Raw genomic sequence first — 16,355 nt, 5'->3', positions numbered from 1 at the left:
GGTTGTTATGAGTGCTGGTCCAGCTCTATCAATTTCTCATCTCAGCGTTAAATTCGGCGGCCTTACCGCACTCGATGATGTATTTCTTGAAATCGCACCCAACACAATTGTGGGTCTAATTGGCCCCAATGGTGCGGGTAAGACAACAATCTTCAATGCAATCTCAGGACTTGTCACGCCAGCTTCTGGAGTGATTGCTATTCATGGCAAAGAGATGAAATGGCCAGCAAGTCATGATTTGGCCGGACTTGGCATAAGTCGCACATTGCAAGGTGTTGGACTCTTTAGCGGATTGAGCGTTATTGAAAATGTCATGATGGGCGCCAATCACAGCAGCGGCACCAACTTTTTCAGAGATTTATTAGGACTGTCAGGTCGGGCAGAAGCAATGCTGCGCCGGCGTGCAAGTGATGCACTTGCTTGGGCTGGTGCGCTGGATTTAGCCGAGAAGATGCCGGGCGAACTTACTTATCCCGAGAGCAAGCGAGTATCTATTGCTCGGGCGCTAGTTTCTCAACCCGAGATACTTCTTCTAGATGAACCTGCTGCCGGATTAGGTCAAGATGACATTGATAAATTTGCTTCACTTCTCAAGCAATTAAAGCAACGCTGTGCAATCGTCATTGTCGAACATCATGTGGATTTTATTGGCGCGATCTCAGACCAGGTCTATGTTTTAAACTTTGGAAAAGTCATCTCAAGTGGAAGCTTCGACACCGTTAAGCGCGACCCAGCTGTGCTCGCTGCCTACCTTGGCACCTCACAGCAAACCGGCAGTGAAAAGTTGGGCGGTGCGCATGCTTAAGATTGACAATCTCATCACTCGCTTCGGTTCTGTTGTGGCCATTGATGGCGTATCGATGCAGGCACAGGAATCAAAGATCACAACCGTGATTGGCGCCAACGGCGCCGGAAAGAGCACGTTACTGCGCACGATTTCAGGTCTGGAACATCCCAGTTCCGGTTCCATCACGTGGAAAGGGCAATCAATCCTAGGAAAGCGCCCAGAAGATATTGTCCGATTGGGAATCGCACATGTTCCTGAGGGACATGCAGTGATTTCAGAGTTGAGCGTGGAAGAGAATATCTCGATGGGTTCGCTTTTCCGCCGTAGAAAATTTAAGTCAGATATAACAACTGCAATAGATGAGATGTATGCACTCTTTCCGCGACTTAAAGAGCGCCGTAAACAATTAGCAGGAACGCTATCTGGCGGAGAACGTCAGATGTTGGCTATCAGCCGCGCGTTGGTCTCGCGGCCACAACTGCTTCTTCTTGATGAACCTTCACTTGGGCTAGCACCTCTTGTTGTTGAACAAATCATTGATTCCGTAAATATCCTGTGTCGCAGCACCGGGCTTTCGGTTTTACTTGTTGAGCAAAATGCCAATACCGCTCTCGGTGTGGCAGACCACGGTGTGCTGCTCGCACTTGGAAAAGTTGTGGCAGATCGCCCGGCAGCAGAGCTCAAAGCTGATGCAAAACTACGCGCTGCATATTTGGGGTATTGATGAGTACTTTCTTAGCAGCCCTATCTTTAGGCACATCGCGTGGAGCGATCTTCGCACTCGTTGCGCTCGGTCTTGTAATCATCTGGCGCGGTGCCGGCATTGTTAACTTTGCCCAAATGGGTCAGGCGATGTTTAGCACCTACATCGCTTCAACGCTAATCACTAACGGCTACTCATATTGGCTTGCCTTCTTTGTAGCCCTTCTTTCTGGGGCCGCACTTGGTGCACTCCTTGATATTTTCATCATGCGACCGCTCTCAAATAAGAAGCAGAGTGAGTTACTGAGCAGTGAATCAATGCGGGCGGCAGTTCCTGTTATTGCATCCCTTGGAATCCTAGGTGCGCTACAAGCACTTGCCGGAATTATCTGGGCTGCAGAAGAGCGAGGATTTCCCTCACCAGCAAAGCAGGAAGGCTTCACTGTGGCCGGCAATGTTTTGCCCTTTACCTCATTCGATGTTTTCGTAGTGTCAATTGTGACTGTCACATTGATTCTCACAACACTGTTCTTTACCAAGACTGGTATTGGCCTAGCAATGCGCGCAACAGCGCTTAATCAAGAAGTAGCAAAACTCAGTGGAATTCGAACAAATCGCACTCGCACAATTAGTTGGGCTATATCAGGTGCGGCATCTTCACTAGCTGGACTTCTCATCACCCCAACTTCGAATTTATCGCCGAACACACTTGATCTCGTTCTCATCGTGGGCTTTACCGCGGCAGTTGTTGGCGGACTCGATAGTCCGGCAGGAGCAGTACTTGGAGGATTCATTCTCGGAATGGTCATCTCATTTGTGACCTTCTATGACACCCCAGAAGATGTATATCTGGCTATCTTGGCGGTGCTTCTCCTGGTTTTGATTATCAGGCCACGCGGCATTCTCGGATCAAAGGATGCGCGCCGTGTCTAATCTCAAAGTGAAATCAATAGCACGCACCAGCTTTATTCGCACGCTAATTTTCTCAGCCCTAATACTGCTGGTTGGTATGCAATTTGATGCCTACAACCAAGCACAGCTAGCGGTAGTTCTGATCTTGTTTATTGGCGTTCTATCAATCACGTTGCTGACTGGAATTTCAGGGCAATTGTCCTTGGGTCAAGGCGCACTGATGGCGGTGGGCGGATATTCCACAGCGCTGCTGATGATTAATTACAAACTTTCACTCTGGGTTGCGATTCCGCTCTCAATTATTTCTTCAGCCATTGCCGGCCTTCTACTCGGTGTTGCGGCAGCTCGATTGCGCGGTCCCTACCTTGCCGGAACAACGCTAGTAATTGCACTTGCAATTCCAACTATTGCAAATAGATTTATGTCAGTCTTTAAAGGCGATGAAGGGTTGCAAGTAGATGTGGGGTATCCACCACAGTGGTTCTCCAATCTCTTTGGCGAACCCACATATGAACAATGGCAGCTTTATGTGGCACTGCCATTTGCAGCGGTAGCACTCTTTTTTGCTTCCAACATTCTCTTATCGCGCACCGGACGGATGTGGCGATCTATTCGAGATCATGAAAGTGCGGCATCACTTGCCGGAGTTAACTTCGCTCGCCAGAAGATTTATGTCTTTGTTATCTCATCAACCTTTGCTGGGTTATCTGGCGCCCTCTACGGGCTTCGTGGATTAGTGGGTCCCAGCGTCTATCCAGTTTCACTCTCACTGTTGTTATTGACCGCTGCAGTACTTGGCGGAATCCGCAGTATTGCCGGCGCCTTCATCGGTACTGTCATTGTTGTTTTCTTACCTGACTGGATCGAGCTAATTCTTGGAAGCTTCGAATTAAGCGAACAGGTCTCCAACTACTTACCGGCGCTAATCTCTAGCCTCTTACTTATTCTCACAGTGGTGATAAACCCTGCTGGAGTAGCTGGTGTGAAGCTTCACAAACATAAATAAGTTTTATATATTTTTGTTATAAACCAAAATTATAGGCATTCCCGTAGGCAGGGACTCGCCCGTGAGGACACTTTCCGTTCACTTACCGTTCGGTATCTGTTAGCGTGAGGTCGTTCTAGCCCACCTCGGGGCTAGTGGCGATTTGGCGGCTTATGTCCCCTTATCGCATATAAGGCAAAGAGAAAGAGTGAATGCAGTGAAAAATCGTGCATCTCTGTCCCGATCACCTCGTAAGTCCATCGCAGTTATCTCTGTAGCCCTCGCTGGCGCGCTCGCGCTCACAGCGATGCCGGCTCAGGGTGCGAGCACACCAGGTGTAAGTGACACTGAAATTGTTTTAGGAATGCAGCTGCCACAGACAGGCACAGCGAGCCCCGGATATAACAAGGTAGATGACGCCATGCGCGCCTACTTCGACTACGTCAATTCAAAGGGCGGCGTCTATGGCCGCAAGATCACTTTGGTTGCCAAAGATGACGCATACAAGGCTGGCCTCACAGTTTCAACTGCGTCAGCACTGATCAATAAGGATAAAGTCTTTGCGATGGTGGGCTCTGTTGGAACCCAGACACATATCTCTGTTATCAAAGATCTCAACCGTCGTGGAATCCCTGACCTCTTCGTCCTTAGTGGATATAGCGGTTTCTACACAGATCCTAAGAAGTATCCAACAACCTTCGGTTCTTTGGGAACCTACGTTGTTGAAGCGAAAATTATTGGAAAGTACATCAACCGATGACTTCGGTCGTAACACTGTGGAAGGTCTAGCAACTGCTGGAGTAACTTTCACAGCGAAGAAGAATGCCGCAACATTTATCGCTGGCGCTCAAGCTGGTGGACTCGATGCTCAGATGCAACAGCTGAAAGATAATAACGTCGAAGTTGTTGTAGTTGGCGCCACTGCTTCAGCATTTGCAGCAGCTGTGGGTTCAGCGAACAAGATTGGCTACAAGCCACAGTACATAGTCATCTCTGTGGGATCAGATGCCACCACCTTCCAGACAATTCTCAGTACAAAAGGAATCCCTGCGGCTGTATCAGCAGGGCTCCTAGCTGGAACGATTTCAGCATCACATGCTCCATCACCAGGTGAAGCAGATGACGAATTCGTCAAAGCATTTAAGAAGATTAATGATGAATTCAACACCGGCCCAGCCGCAGGCAAGGCTTGGGATAACAATGTTCTGCAAGGAATGAACATTGGCTACACCATGACAGCTGCTCTTATGGGTGCTGGTAAAGACCTCACACGTCAAGGCATCATCAAGTACATCGAAAACAATCCAGCTAAGTTATCGAGTGCAGCTCTTGCTCCACTCGGATACTCTGCAAAGACCCACGAGGCTTATACGGGCTTCTGGATCGGAAAATATGATGCAACGGCAGTGCTTAAGCCAATCGATGGCACACGTAAATTGTGGACAACTGATTCAGCTAAGGGTGCTGTAACCGAACTCAAATACACACGTCCTGCAATCGCAGCCGATGCACTACCAAAGGTTGGTTAATCAGATGAAACTATCAATGCGTAAATCAATCGCAGCTGTGAGTGCGGCAGCACTTGTAGCAGCAGGTGTTCTTGTATCTGTTCCTGCAGCAAACGCTGCGGCGCCAACATGTACAACTGACAAAGCTAATCTCGAAACCTGTACTGGCAAGCTTGCTAATGGTGCGGGTTATGTATTTAAGATGCCGGCAAACTTCAAGGGAACAATGTTCTTCTGGGAGCATGGATTCCGGTCAACATATCCAGTTCCAGGTGTAGCTACTGTTCCAACTGGAGTAGAAGAAATTACTCCAGCTAGCCAATCAACAGGTAAAGACATCACAAAAGAGATGATGCTTGCCGGTTATGGCGCTGCAGCCTACGACGGAACTGTTCAAGGTCTACGTGGATGGAATAACACCTACCGGGTAGAGATGCTCAAGGAAGTTATTGATACCGCGATGGCTAAATACGGCACAAAGATTCAGAAGAAAGTTGTCTATGGATCTTCACAGGCTGGCACTATTCTTACGCCATTTATTGAGAAGTACCCAACATATGCTGATGCTGTCGGAATCTTGGCTGGAAATACACCTTCGCCAGCTGACTCAGTCCAGTCTGCTTGCGACATCTTCTACATCCTCAGTGTTTTTGCTGACCCAACCATTAAAGGTTGCACAGCATTTGGCACAAAGGGTGTTCCAGGATTCCAAGCAGCTGTAGGAGAGTTGCTAAAAGTTGTAGCGCTACTCAAGGCTTGGCAGATTAACTCTGGAGTTCCAGGGCTTGAATATCCTGCAGCACTCAAGGGTTCACCAATTCCACAACGTTCAGCACTACTTCTAACTGGCCTTCTTTCAGGAGTTCCAACAAAGAGTGCACACATGGATGGAATCTCGACAAGCGCACTTGTTCCTGAACACAGCATAAACGCAACTGTTGCAATCCTGGAAAATATGGGAGAAGCAGTCGCAACTGGAGTCTTGGCCGGACAATCAATGTCTGAAATAACAGGCCCTGGATTCTACGACAATACAAAAACAAATTGGGCAGCACTGCTCGATGAGGCTGATTCTGGTCGTTACAACCTAGGACTATCAGGTGATGAAGGTATTGCCGCAATGCTTGGAGTGCTTTCTATGGCTCCTCGTGTTGCAGGTGATGCAGCTGCAATTGCCAAGTTCAAGGCACTTGATAAGTCATCATTTACCTCAACCAAGCCAACTATCTTGATTTCAAATGAGGCAGATCGTTTGGTCTTTCCTGGTAACTCATCACGTTATGTAGATCGCAAGCGCGAAGTCTACGAAAAGGCTCTTGCATCTTGGGAGAAGACAAGGACTGGCAAGAAGCCAATCTGGAACACTCTTGCACTTTATGCAATGACGCCTGAAACCTACACAAAGTTCACTGCTACAGGAGCGCCAGATTTGACGGCAGCTCCAGCAGTTTCTGGAGTAGGCCATCAAGCCTTCACCACAAAGCAGATGAAGGCGTGGGTAGATATGCTCGCAGTCGCTGCTAAATCAGGAAAGGTTCCAACGAATGCTTATGTTCAATACATAGCGGAGAAGGTTCCTTACCTCAATGGCGATATTGATTATCGCCCAGCCGATCTGAAGTATGACTTCGGCTATTAATTCAGCAATCAGTTAAGAAGAAGGGCCCTGGGAGACTGGGGCCCTTCTTCTTTTTCACGATGAACTATCCTTCACGAGTGAGAATCGAGACTGCTGCAGATATGCATGCACTAGGTATGCGCATTGGCGCCCAGTGCCGTGCTGGAGATCTCATCTTGCTCAACGGCCCACTGGGCGCCGGCAAAACTGTTTTAGTTCAAGGTATCGGGCAAGCACTCGGCATCAACGACGTTACATCGCCCACCTTCGTGATCTCCCGAATTCATCAGGCTCCGCTCGCACTTATTCACGTCGATGCCTATCGACTACTTGAAGGTGGCAACGCAGCTGTTTACTTAGATGACTTGGATCTTGATACGGTGCGCGAAGATGCCGTGACGGTTATTGAATGGGGCGGGGCTGAATCTGCACGATTAAGTGATGAACGCCTTGAAATCACCATTGATCGCACTGAAGAAGTTCGTGAAGTACTAATCAATAAGGTTGGCGCGCGCTGGCAGGGTGTTGAGCTATGACAATCTCACTCGCTATCGATACCTCAACTTCAAAGACGATTGTTGGAATTATTGAAAATGGCGTAGTTCTTTTTGAGAAGGCACACGAGGGAGCAACTGATCATGGACGCGCACTTTCAGAGTTAGTTGCAGTAGCGCTCAAGGTTGCCAAGCCTCCGCACCAAGTTGTTGTGGGAATGGGTCCGGGGCCATTTACCGGTCTTCGTGTGGGGATCGCATTTGCGCAGTCCTTTGCTCTCGCCCGCCAGATTCCTGTTATTGGAATCTGTTCACTCGATGCGATTGCAATTGATAAAGATCAGTACACAGTGGCAATTGATGCCCGCCGGAAAGAGATTTACTGGGCTAGTTACAAAGATGGCGTCCGAGTTGCTGGTCCCTCGGTCAATAAACCAGCTGAAGTTGCCAACTTCATCATTGATGTTTTTCCCGATATGCAAAAACTAGTTTTACTGGCAGCAAGCCAGAGCGTTACTGAGCCCATGTATTTACGTCGGCCTGATGCTGTGCCCACCGCGGAGCGGCCATGATTTCCTATCGCCAGCCCATCGCATTGGATATTCCAGTTCTTGTCGGTTATGAGAAAGAGTTATTTCCATATTCACCGTGGAGCTCTGCGCAATTTAAAGAAGAGTTTGCTGGCATTCCTCGCACCCGATTTATGTCGGTGGCCGAATGTGATAATCGCATCGTGGGATATTGCGGTGTATTTCTGCCGGCACCAGGAGTTGAGGCAGATATTCTCACCGTGGCAGTACTTCCTGAATTTCGCAGACAAGGGATAGCCCGGGAATTTATGCGCCAAATTGAGCAGTGGTCAGAAGAACGTGGCGCCAGCGCCATGATGCTGGAAGTCGAACATACCAATGCCGCCGCCATCGAGCTCTATCAGGCACTTGGATATATGCAGATTTCGGTACGTATGAATTATTACGGTCCTGGCAGTGACGCTCTGGTCATGCGCAAGGAGTTCACATAATGCAGCCGATAGTTCTCGGAATTGAAACATCATGTGATGAAACCGCAATAGGAATTGTGCGCGGGCGCACCTTATTGGCCAATGTGATTGCATCCAGTGTGGAAGAACATGCACGCTTTGGGGGAGTAGTTCCTGAAATCGCATCCCGTGCACATTTAGAGGCGATGCTTCCCAGCATCCAACGCGCCGTGACAGAGGCAAAGATTTCACTTAAAGATATCGACGCCATTGCTGTGACAGCTGGCCCCGGATTAGTGGGAGCACTCCTTGTCGGCGTTGCATCAGCAAGTGGACTTGCGCAAGGTCTTGGTCGCCCGCTCTATGGTGTGAACCATTTAGCAGCTCATGTTTCAGTTGATTACTTAACCCATGACAAACCCACAGATCCAACAATTGCGTTGCTGGTTAGTGGTGGTCACTCTTCACTTTTGCAGGTAGATGACATCACCGGCTCGATTACCAAATTGGGTGCAACGATGGATGACGCAGCAGGTGAGGCCTTTGATAAAATTGCACGGCTATTGGCGTTAGGTTTTCCGGGCGGGCCTGCGATCGATCGGGAAGCAGTTGGCGGATCACCAACTGCAATTGATTTTCCTCGAGGGCTGACAACTTCCCAAGATTGGCAGACTCGCCCCTATGAATTTTCTTTCTCTGGACTTAAGACTGCGGTGGCTAGATATTTAGAGAACACACCAAGATTTGTTCGCGCAGATGTGGCAGCCTCATTTCAAGAGGCGGTAGTTGATGTCTTGCTGCTTAAGGCACTGGCTGCATGTAAATCGACGGGGATTAATTCATTGGTGATCGCTGGTGGAGTAGCTGCTAATTCACGTCTTCGCGCGGTGGCAGCTGATCGCTGTGAAAAGGCCGGGGTGCATCTTCGTATCCCTGCCGCTGGTCTTTGTACCGATAATGGGGCGATGGTGGCGGCTCTGGGCTCCCTGATGCTCAGTTCAGGCAGGCCAGCCACACACGGGGCCTTTGATGCCGATTCGAGCCTGAAAGTGGAGCAGGTGGCCCTCTAGCTCTTGGATTTGCCCGGTGGAATAAGCGCCCCTAGGCTTGGCGTTAGCACTCTCGGGCCCACACTGCTAATGGCAGGTAAGTCCCGACATAGTGGAAATATCAAAGCTAAGACTCGAAACACACACTCGAATAAGAAGGAGTACCACCATGGCAGTTGCCATTAAGCCACTCGAAGATCGCATTGTTGTTAAGGCAAATGAAGCTGAGACTACGACTGCATCAGGTCTTGTTATCCCAGATACCGCGAAAGAGAAGCCACAAGAAGGCACAGTTGTTGCAGTTGGCCCAGGCCGCTTCGATGATGGCGTTCGCGTACCAATGGATGTAAAAGTTGGCGACGTTGTTCTCTATAGCAAGTACGGCGGAACCGAAGTGAAGTACAACAACGAGGAGTACCTCGTTCTCTCTGCTCGCGACATCCTCGCGATTATCGAGAAGTAATCCATGGGAAAAATGTTGGAATTCGACGAGCATGCTCGTCGCGCAATGGAACGTGGAGTTAATCAACTCGCGGACACAGTCAAGGTAACTCTTGGGCCCAAGGGTCGCAACGTTGTTATCGCAAAGTCGTTTGGTGCGCCAACTATCACTAATGATGGTGTGACAATTGCAAAAGAGATCGAACTTTCAGATCCAGTAGAGAACATGGGCGCACAGCTCGTTAAGGAAGTTGCCACAAAGACCAACGATGTTGCTGGTGATGGAACAACTACTGCCACAGTTCTGGCTCAAGCAATGGTCAAGGAGGGTCTTCGTAACCTTGCTGCCGGTGCCCAGCCTATGGATCTCAAGCTCGGTATCGAAGCAGCTGTGGAAGCAGTTTCAGCACGCCTTCGCGAAAATGCAACAGTAGTTAAGGACAAGGCACAGATTGCTGACGTCGCAACTATCTCTGCTCAAGATCGCGCAATCGGTGACCTCATTGCAGAAGCAATGGACAAGGTCGGCAAAGATGGCGTCATCACTGTGGAAGAAGCATCAACTACCGCACTTGAACTTGAGTTTGCAGAAGGTATGCAATTCGATAAGGGTTACATCTCGCCATACTTCGTTACAGATCCAGATCGTATGGAATCTGTATTAGATGATGCGTACGTTCTCATCTCTGCAAATAAAATCTCAGCTCTACCTGAACTTCTACCTCTCCTAGAGAAGGTCTCACAGGCAGGAAAGCCGCTTCTTATCATCGCTGAAGATGTTGAAGGCGAAGCACTTTCAACGCTGGTGGTAAACCGCATGCGCGGAGTATTTACTTCAGCAGCCGTTAAGGCACCTGGCTTTGGAGATCGTCGCAAGGCAATGTTGCAAGACATCGCAATCTTGACGGGAGCCACAGTCATCTCAGGTGAGATTGGCATGAAGCTAGAGGCAGCAACTCTGGAAGATCTCGGTCGCGCTCGTCGCATCGTGATCACCAAGGATGCAACCACAATCGTTGATGGAGCTGGCGATAAGGCACTAGTTGCTGGTCGCGTGAGCGAAATTCGTAACGAGATAGCAACCTCTGATTCTGATTGGGATCGCGAGAAGCTCCAGGAGCGCGTTGCAAAACTCGCTGGTGGCGTCTGTGTTATCAAGGTCGGAGCACACACTGAAGTTGAGCTTAAAGAGAAAAAGCACCGCTTAGAAGATGCTATCTCTGCAACTCGCGCAGCTGTGGAAGAAGGAATCGTTATTGGTGGAGGAGCAGCACTTGTTCACGCTGCCGATGCTCTCAATGACAACCTTGGCTTCACAGGTGATAAGGCAGTTGGTGTGGCACTCGTTCGCAAAGCTTGCGATGAACCACTTCGCTGGATTGCTGAAAATGCTGGACTTGAAGGCTACGTAGTAGTTGCAAAGGTTCGCGCGCTGAAATCACATGAGGGCTTCAACGCTGCAACTGATGTCTATGGAGATCTTGCAAAAGATGGCGTCATCGACCCAGTGAAGGTAACTCGCTCAGCACTTGCAAACGCTGCCTCTATCGCTGCGATGTTTATTACAACAGAAGCTGTTGTATTTGAGCGTCCTGCTGATCAAGAGCCAGCAGCTGGTGGACATGGACATTCCCATGGTCCTGGCGGGCACGGACACTAATAAAAAAATTAATAAGAAAACCCCCGTACTGAGTACGGGGGTTTTTCTTTTCTAGTAATTATTTAATAATTATGAAGCGTGCGAAATAACTGGTATGCCGCGCTGAATCAAGATTGCGCTGCGATCATCTTCTGATAGACCGCCCCAGATTCCATAAGGCTCTTGGACGGCAAGCGCGTGGGCGCGGCAGTCTGCGATGACCGGACATGATGCACAGATAGCCTTTGCAGCATTTTCGCGATTACGTCTGCGAGGACCGCGTTCCCCATCAGGATGAAAGAACTTCTCAGAGTCCATCGATCGGCAGGAACCTTGATACTGCCACTCCCATTGCTCAGCAATAGGTTGAGGAAGTCGTGATAGTTCAGCCATGATTTTTCTCCGTTTCTCTAGGGATATCAGAGCGTACAACCGTTTCATAGGTTGTTCAAGGGGCAATCGTTGCGTGTCTTATTCAAGGGCCAAAATGTCCGCTTTCAGGTGGTGAGTTAAGCCACTTTCCGACAAGATTGCGCCATGGCTGCCAAGGATGACGAGAAGCTCACCGTGGCGGCGGTGGCTCGCCGGATTGGGGTAGCCCCGGCAACTCTTCGCACGTGGGCCCGGCGCTATGGCCTTGGCCCATCGGGCCATGAAGCTGGTGAGCATCGTAAGTATCTCCCGCAAGACCTAGCCAAGCTGATCATGATGCGACGGTTAATTGTTGCCGGAGTGAGTCCGGCAGAGGCTGCCGAACAAGCCCTATCTCATAAGGGCAGTCTTAACCTGGAGCAGATCGTAGAGACGGTTCACGAGCGCTCTGATGTGGTGGATGCGATTGTGAGCGCTGCGCAATCACTTGATCACAATTTTGTTGAGGCGCTATTGCGTCAGGAAATTTCTCAATTCGGAGTCATTGATAGTTGGCATGAGGTCATGGTTCCGGTCTTAATTATCGTTGGCGATATCTGGGCGCAAACTGGTGAAGGAATTGAAGTAGAGCACTTACTTTCGGAATCAATCACAAATGTTTTGCGTGATTTCTCAAGGGAGATTAAGAGCCCTATCAATCCTCGTCCGGTGCTGCTGGCATCTGTCGGGGAGGAGCTGCACTGTCTAGCCCTGCATGCACTTACCGCCGCACTTGCTGAATTAAATATCGAATGTCAGGTAATGGGGGCGCGAACTCCGCTGGCAGCGCTATCTTCGGTCGTAACTCGCAGCGCCCCACCTGCTGTATTTCTCTGGGCACAGTTAGCAAAAAATGGCGATCCTAAATTCTTTAAGGATATTCCGAATGTTCGCCCAGCCCCGCGAGTTGTCCTTGGTGGCCCTGGCTGGGACCGAGATCAATGCCAAGAGGTTGCCTTTGCTGAGGATTTAGCGCTTGCCTGTTCTGAAATCAAGCAGGCAATCGGCGCTTGATTCTCAAGTTAGACTAGGGCGCTCAACCACAGTACGGAGGGCTCATGAGCGGCGATAACGACAAAGTCGCGATGCTCGGGCTGACCTATGACGATGTCCTGCTTTTACCTGATGCATCCGATGTTGTTCCCTCTGAAGTAGATACCTCCACTCGCCTAACTCGAAACATTACTTTGGCCGTGCCACTAGTTTCATCGGCCATGGATACCGTCACTGAATCCACGATGGCAATAGCAATGGCTAAGGCTGGCGGAATTGGGATTATTCACCGTAACTTGCCGATTGATGAGCAAGTCACGCATGTGAAGTTAGTAAAAAACGTTGGTCTTGCTGGGGCAGCAGTTGGTGTGGGCGATGATGGATTTGCACGCGCACAAGCACTCATTGAAGCCGGGGTGGATGTTGTTGTCGTAGACACAGCTCACGGACATCACCGCGCAGTACTCGATGCAATTGCACGAATAAAGAAGTTTTCTTCCACCATTGAAATCATCGGTGGCAATGTGGCAACTCGCGCAGGTGCGCAGGCACTTATCAACGCTGGCGCCGATGCGGTCAAAGTTGGCGTTGGTCCCGGATCAATTTGCACAACCCGCGTTGTTGCAGGTGTGGGTGTTCCGCAAGTGACTGCGATTATTGAAGCAGCAAAAGCATGTAACAAAGCCGGCATTCCGCTCATTGCAGATGGTGGGCTTCAATATTCTGGTGACATTGTTAAAGCAATTGTTGCTGGTGCACACTCTGTGATGCTCGGTTCATTACTTGCTGGGTGCGCAGAATCTCCTGGCGAACTTGTAGAAATTGATGGGCGCACATACAAGGCATACCGCGGTATGGGTTCCCTCGGTGCGATGCAATCACGCGGTGAACAGAAGTCATATTCGAAAGATCGATATATGCAAGATGATGTTCTTTCCGAAGACAAACTTGTCCCCGAAGGTATTGAAGGAAAAGTTACCTATCGTGGCCCGGTTGCAGATGTTGTTCACCAACTCGTTGGCGGACTTCGAAGCGGCATGGGTTATGCCGGTGCACCCGATATCGAAACGCTGCGACGTGAAGGTCGCCTCATTCAAATTACTGCAGCTGGCTTACAAGAGAGCCACCCACATGATGTTCTGCATGTGGCCGATGCCCCCAACTACAGCAAGAAGAAATAGCCATGGATTACGAAATCGCACCCGGAAAAAGAGCCCGTCACGCCTATTCATTTGACGATATCGCCATTGTGCCAAGTCGTCGTACTCGTACCCCGGAAGATGTTTCCACTACCTGGCAGATAGATGCCTATAAGTTTGATCTGCCACTGATTGCAGCGCCAATGGATTCAGTGGTCTCACCAGAGACTGCGATTGCGATAGGAAAGCTGGGCGGTCTTGGAGTTCTCAATCTCGAGGGTTTGTGGACACGATATGAAGATCCACGTATTCCACTCGGTGAAATCGCATCGATGCCAGATCAGCATGCCACACGTCGTATGCAAGAGATTTATGCCGCACCTATCCGCCCCGAACTTATTAAAGAACGTATTAAGCAGATTCGTGATTCAGGTGTCACTGTTGCTGCCTCGCTTTCACCACAACGCACCGCCCAACTTCACAAGGCTGTCATCGATGCTGGTGTAGATATCTTTGTTATTCGTGGAACAACAGTTTCAGCTGAGCATGTTGCCGCCGAAAATGAAGCTCTAAACTTGAAGAAATTTATCTATGAACTAGATGTGCCAGTGATTGTGGGCGGGGTTGCAACGACAACTGGCGCACTACACCTCATGCGCGCTGGAGCTGCTGGAGTTCTCGTTGGTTTCGGCGGCGGAGCTGCTCACACCACGCAAACTGTTTTGGGAATTCAAGTTCCGATGGCAACAGCAGTTGCCGATGTGGCAGCAGCGCGTCGTGAATACCTCGATGAATCTGGCGGACGTTATGTCCATGTTATTGCCGATGGCGCCGTTGGAAAATCTGGAAACATTGCAAAGGCGATTGCATGCGGAGCAGATGCGGTCATGATGGGCGCAGCACTTGCCAAGGCTGTCGAATCTCCAGGTCTTGGTTGGCACTGGGGTTCTGAGGCATACCATCCTGAGGTTCCTCGTGGTCAGCGCATGAATGTGGGAACCGCGGGAACACTGGAAGAAATTTTGAATGGGCCATCACATGCATCCGATGGTTCTATGAATTTATTTGGTGCACTACGTCGTGCGATGGCCACCTGCGGATACTCAGATGTGAAGTCATTCCAGCGCGTAGAAATCGTTATGCAGCATGGCCGATAAGCACGGAGTACTTGTCGTCGATTTCGGCGCGCAGTATGCACAGCTCATCGCCCGTCGCGTGCGGGAAGCGAAGGTATATTCAGAGATAGTTCCATCATCTATTACGGCAGCTGAAGTAAGTGCAAAGAACCCAGAGGCAATAATTCTCTCGGGTGGCCCATCTTCAGTCTATGCAGATCACGCACCAAAAGTTGATCCAGCAATATTTGCACTCGGCATTCCGGTTTTCGGAATCTGTTACGGATTTCAAACAATGGCTGCCACCCTTGCTGGCGTAGTTGCCCAGACCGGTAAATCAGAGTTTGGTCGTACTCCACTTGATGTGAAGGCCGGATCTAAGATTTTTGCTGGACTTCCCGCATCACATTCAGTCTGGATGTCACATGGCGACGCTGTCTCGGAAGTACCGCGTGGCTTTAGCATCTCGGCATCCACTGCCGACACCCCAATTGCCGCCTTTGAAGATGCAACTGGAAAATTAGCTGGCGTGCAATTTCACCCAGAAGTTCTGCACTCGGAACATGGCCAGGCGATTTTGCAGAATTGGCTTATCAACATCGCAGGGTGCATTCCATCATGGACAACTGCAAATATTGCCGAAGAAGAAGTTGCTAAAGCGAAAGCTGCAATTGGCGGCAAGCGAGTTATTTGTGGCCTCTCTGGCGGAGTTGACTCTGCAGTTGCTGCAGCGATTGTGCAAAAGGCAGTCGGAAACCAACTCACCTGTGTCTTTGTCGATCACGGTTTACTACGCAGCGGAGAATCTGAACAAGTCCAACGTGATTTTGTTGCCGCAACCGGAATTGAACTCGTTGTAGTTGATGCCCGGGAGCAGTTCCTTTCCGCCCTGGCTGGTGTGATTGATCCGGAGACAAAACGAAAGATTATTGGCCGCGAATTCATTCGCTCATTTGAGTCAGCAGCCCGCGAAATTGCCGTTGGTGGAGATGTTGAATTCTTAGTTCAGGGCACCTTGTATCCCGATGTTGTGGAATCTGGGGGTGGCACCGGAACTGCCAATATTAAATCTCACCATAATGTGGGCGGCCTGCCCGATGATTTAAAGTTCGCCTTAATTGAACCGCTGCGCACTCTCTTTAAAGATGAAGTACGTCAGGTCGGCCTTGAACTCGGATTACCGGAAGAGATTATTTGGCGCCAACCATTTCCTGGGCCAGGCCTTGGCATTCGCATCATTGGTGAGGTAACACAAGAGCGTTTAGATATCTTGCGCGAGGCAGACCTCATTGCTCGGCAAGAGCTAAAAGCTGCTGGCCTTGATCGGGAAATTTGGCAGTGCCCAGTGGTTCTGTTGGCCGATGTTCGAAGTGTTGGGGTGCAAGGCGATGGGCGGACCTATGGTCATCCCATCGTGCTGCGTCCGGTTTCAAGTGAAGATGCAATGACCGCCGATTGGTCGCGAGTTCCCTATGATGTGCTCGAGAAAATTTCTACCCGCATTACCAATGAAGTTCGTGAAGTAAATCGGGTAGTCCTAGATGTCACAAGTAAGCCACCTGGCACCATTGAGTGGGAATAGG

The 16,355-nt window shown here is 49.8% G+C and carries 18 protein-coding genes; 17 read left to right on the top strand and 1 reads right to left on the bottom strand.

What is annotated here, in order from left to right; genetic code table 11:
* Positions 1–7: 7 nt before the first annotated feature.
* The 13 genes from A1sIIB142_RS05125 to groL all read left to right on the top strand — a co-directional run bounded on the left by A1sIIB142_RS05125 (position 8) and on the right by groL (position 11,135).
* Positions 8–805 (top strand): ABC transporter ATP-binding protein, encoded by a 798-nt coding sequence (locus A1sIIB142_RS05125; RefSeq protein WP_095693925.1) that lies wholly within the window; start codon positions 8–10, stop codon positions 803–805.
* Positions 798–1,511 carry an ABC transporter ATP-binding protein gene (locus A1sIIB142_RS05120; protein ID WP_095693924.1) on the top strand — a complete coding sequence of 238 codons (714 nt, stop codon included), beginning with the start codon at positions 798–800 and terminating at the stop codon, positions 1,509–1,511. Before A1sIIB142_RS05125 ends, A1sIIB142_RS05120 begins: the two co-directional genes overlap by 8 nt.
* Positions 1,511–2,422 carry a branched-chain amino acid ABC transporter permease gene (locus A1sIIB142_RS05115; RefSeq protein ID WP_095693923.1) on the top strand — a complete coding sequence of 304 codons (912 nt, stop codon included), beginning with the start codon at positions 1,511–1,513 and terminating at the stop codon, positions 2,420–2,422. Before A1sIIB142_RS05120 ends, A1sIIB142_RS05115 begins: the two co-directional genes overlap by 1 nt.
* Positions 2,415–3,407 carry a branched-chain amino acid ABC transporter permease gene (locus tag A1sIIB142_RS05110; RefSeq protein ID WP_190283252.1) on the top strand — a complete coding sequence of 331 codons (993 nt, stop codon included), beginning with the start codon at positions 2,415–2,417 and terminating at the stop codon, positions 3,405–3,407. Before A1sIIB142_RS05115 ends, A1sIIB142_RS05110 begins: the two co-directional genes overlap by 8 nt.
* A 187-nt stretch (positions 3,408–3,594) precedes the next feature.
* A complete protein-coding gene (locus A1sIIB142_RS06625) occupies positions 3,595–4,146 on the top strand; it encodes an ABC transporter substrate-binding protein (protein WP_095693921.1) in 552 nt (183 codons plus the stop codon).
* The gene (locus A1sIIB142_RS05100; RefSeq protein WP_095693920.1) at positions 4,124–4,915 is read left to right on the top strand and encodes an ABC transporter substrate-binding protein; all 792 of its coding nucleotides are present in this window, start codon (positions 4,124–4,126) and stop codon (positions 4,913–4,915) included. Before A1sIIB142_RS06625 ends, A1sIIB142_RS05100 begins: the two co-directional genes overlap by 23 nt.
* A gap of 4 nt (positions 4,916–4,919) precedes the next feature.
* Positions 4,920–6,533, top strand: a complete 1,614-nt coding sequence (locus A1sIIB142_RS05095; protein WP_095693919.1) for a hypothetical protein — start codon at positions 4,920–4,922, stop codon at positions 6,531–6,533.
* A 77-nt stretch (positions 6,534–6,610) separates the two neighbouring features.
* A complete protein-coding gene (gene tsaE, locus A1sIIB142_RS05090) occupies positions 6,611–7,048 on the top strand; it encodes a tRNA (adenosine(37)-N6)-threonylcarbamoyltransferase complex ATPase subunit type 1 TsaE (RefSeq protein ID WP_223299181.1) in 438 nt (145 codons plus the stop codon).
* Complete coding sequence (gene tsaB / locus A1sIIB142_RS05085; protein ID WP_095693918.1) at positions 7,045–7,578, top strand: tRNA (adenosine(37)-N6)-threonylcarbamoyltransferase complex dimerization subunit type 1 TsaB; 534 nt, start codon at positions 7,045–7,047, stop codon at positions 7,576–7,578. The genes tsaE and tsaB overlap by 4 nt, the downstream gene beginning before the upstream one ends.
* Positions 7,575–8,027 (top strand): ribosomal protein S18-alanine N-acetyltransferase, encoded by a 453-nt coding sequence (gene rimI / locus A1sIIB142_RS05080; RefSeq protein WP_095693917.1) that lies wholly within the window; start codon positions 7,575–7,577, stop codon positions 8,025–8,027. The genes tsaB and rimI overlap by 4 nt, the downstream gene beginning before the upstream one ends.
* Positions 8,027–9,055, top strand: coding sequence for a tRNA (adenosine(37)-N6)-threonylcarbamoyltransferase complex transferase subunit TsaD (tsaD, locus tag A1sIIB142_RS05075; protein WP_095693916.1), 1,029 nt, complete (start codon positions 8,027–8,029; stop codon positions 9,053–9,055). Before rimI ends, tsaD begins: the two co-directional genes overlap by 1 nt.
* A gap of 148 nt (positions 9,056–9,203) precedes the next feature.
* Positions 9,204–9,497, top strand: a complete 294-nt coding sequence (gene groES, locus A1sIIB142_RS05070; protein WP_095675183.1) for a co-chaperone GroES — start codon at positions 9,204–9,206, stop codon at positions 9,495–9,497.
* Positions 9,498–9,500: 3 nt separating this feature from the next.
* A complete protein-coding gene (groL, locus tag A1sIIB142_RS05065) occupies positions 9,501–11,135 on the top strand; it encodes a chaperonin GroEL (RefSeq protein ID WP_095675182.1) in 1,635 nt (544 codons plus the stop codon).
* A gap of 69 nt (positions 11,136–11,204) precedes the next feature.
* Here groL and A1sIIB142_RS05060 read toward each other — a convergent pair whose 3' ends face one another.
* Positions 11,205–11,507, bottom strand: coding sequence for a WhiB family transcriptional regulator (locus tag A1sIIB142_RS05060; RefSeq protein WP_095693915.1), 303 nt, complete (start codon positions 11,505–11,507; stop codon positions 11,205–11,207).
* 144 nt (positions 11,508–11,651) lie between these two features.
* On the opposite strand from A1sIIB142_RS05060, the gene A1sIIB142_RS05055 reads away from it, so the two are divergent.
* Genes A1sIIB142_RS05055 through guaA form a run of 4 tightly spaced genes read left to right on the top strand, consistent with a single transcriptional unit; the run spans position 11,652 to position 16,354 of the window.
* Positions 11,652–12,539, top strand: a complete 888-nt coding sequence (locus tag A1sIIB142_RS05055; RefSeq protein ID WP_095693914.1) for a MerR family transcriptional regulator — start codon at positions 11,652–11,654, stop codon at positions 12,537–12,539.
* A gap of 44 nt (positions 12,540–12,583) precedes the next feature.
* Positions 12,584–13,699 carry an IMP dehydrogenase gene (guaB, locus tag A1sIIB142_RS05050; RefSeq protein ID WP_095693913.1) on the top strand — a complete coding sequence of 372 codons (1,116 nt, stop codon included), beginning with the start codon at positions 12,584–12,586 and terminating at the stop codon, positions 13,697–13,699.
* A 2-nt stretch (positions 13,700–13,701) separates the two neighbouring features.
* Positions 13,702–14,814: a GuaB3 family IMP dehydrogenase-related protein gene (locus A1sIIB142_RS05045; RefSeq protein ID WP_095693912.1), complete on the top strand. Its 1,113-nt coding sequence runs from the start codon at positions 13,702–13,704 to the stop codon at positions 14,812–14,814.
* On the top strand, positions 14,804–16,354 hold the full coding sequence (gene guaA / locus A1sIIB142_RS05040; RefSeq protein ID WP_095693911.1) for a glutamine-hydrolyzing GMP synthase: 1,551 nt from the start codon (positions 14,804–14,806) through the stop codon (positions 16,352–16,354). Before A1sIIB142_RS05045 ends, guaA begins: the two co-directional genes overlap by 11 nt.
* Position 16,355 lies beyond the last annotated feature (1 nt).

The organism is Candidatus Planktophila versatilis (assembly GCF_002288345.1).
GTDB classification, from domain to species: Bacteria; Actinomycetota; Actinomycetes; order Nanopelagicales; family Nanopelagicaceae; genus Planktophila; species Planktophila versatilis_A.
This window is presented reverse-complemented; position numbering and strand designations above follow the sequence as displayed.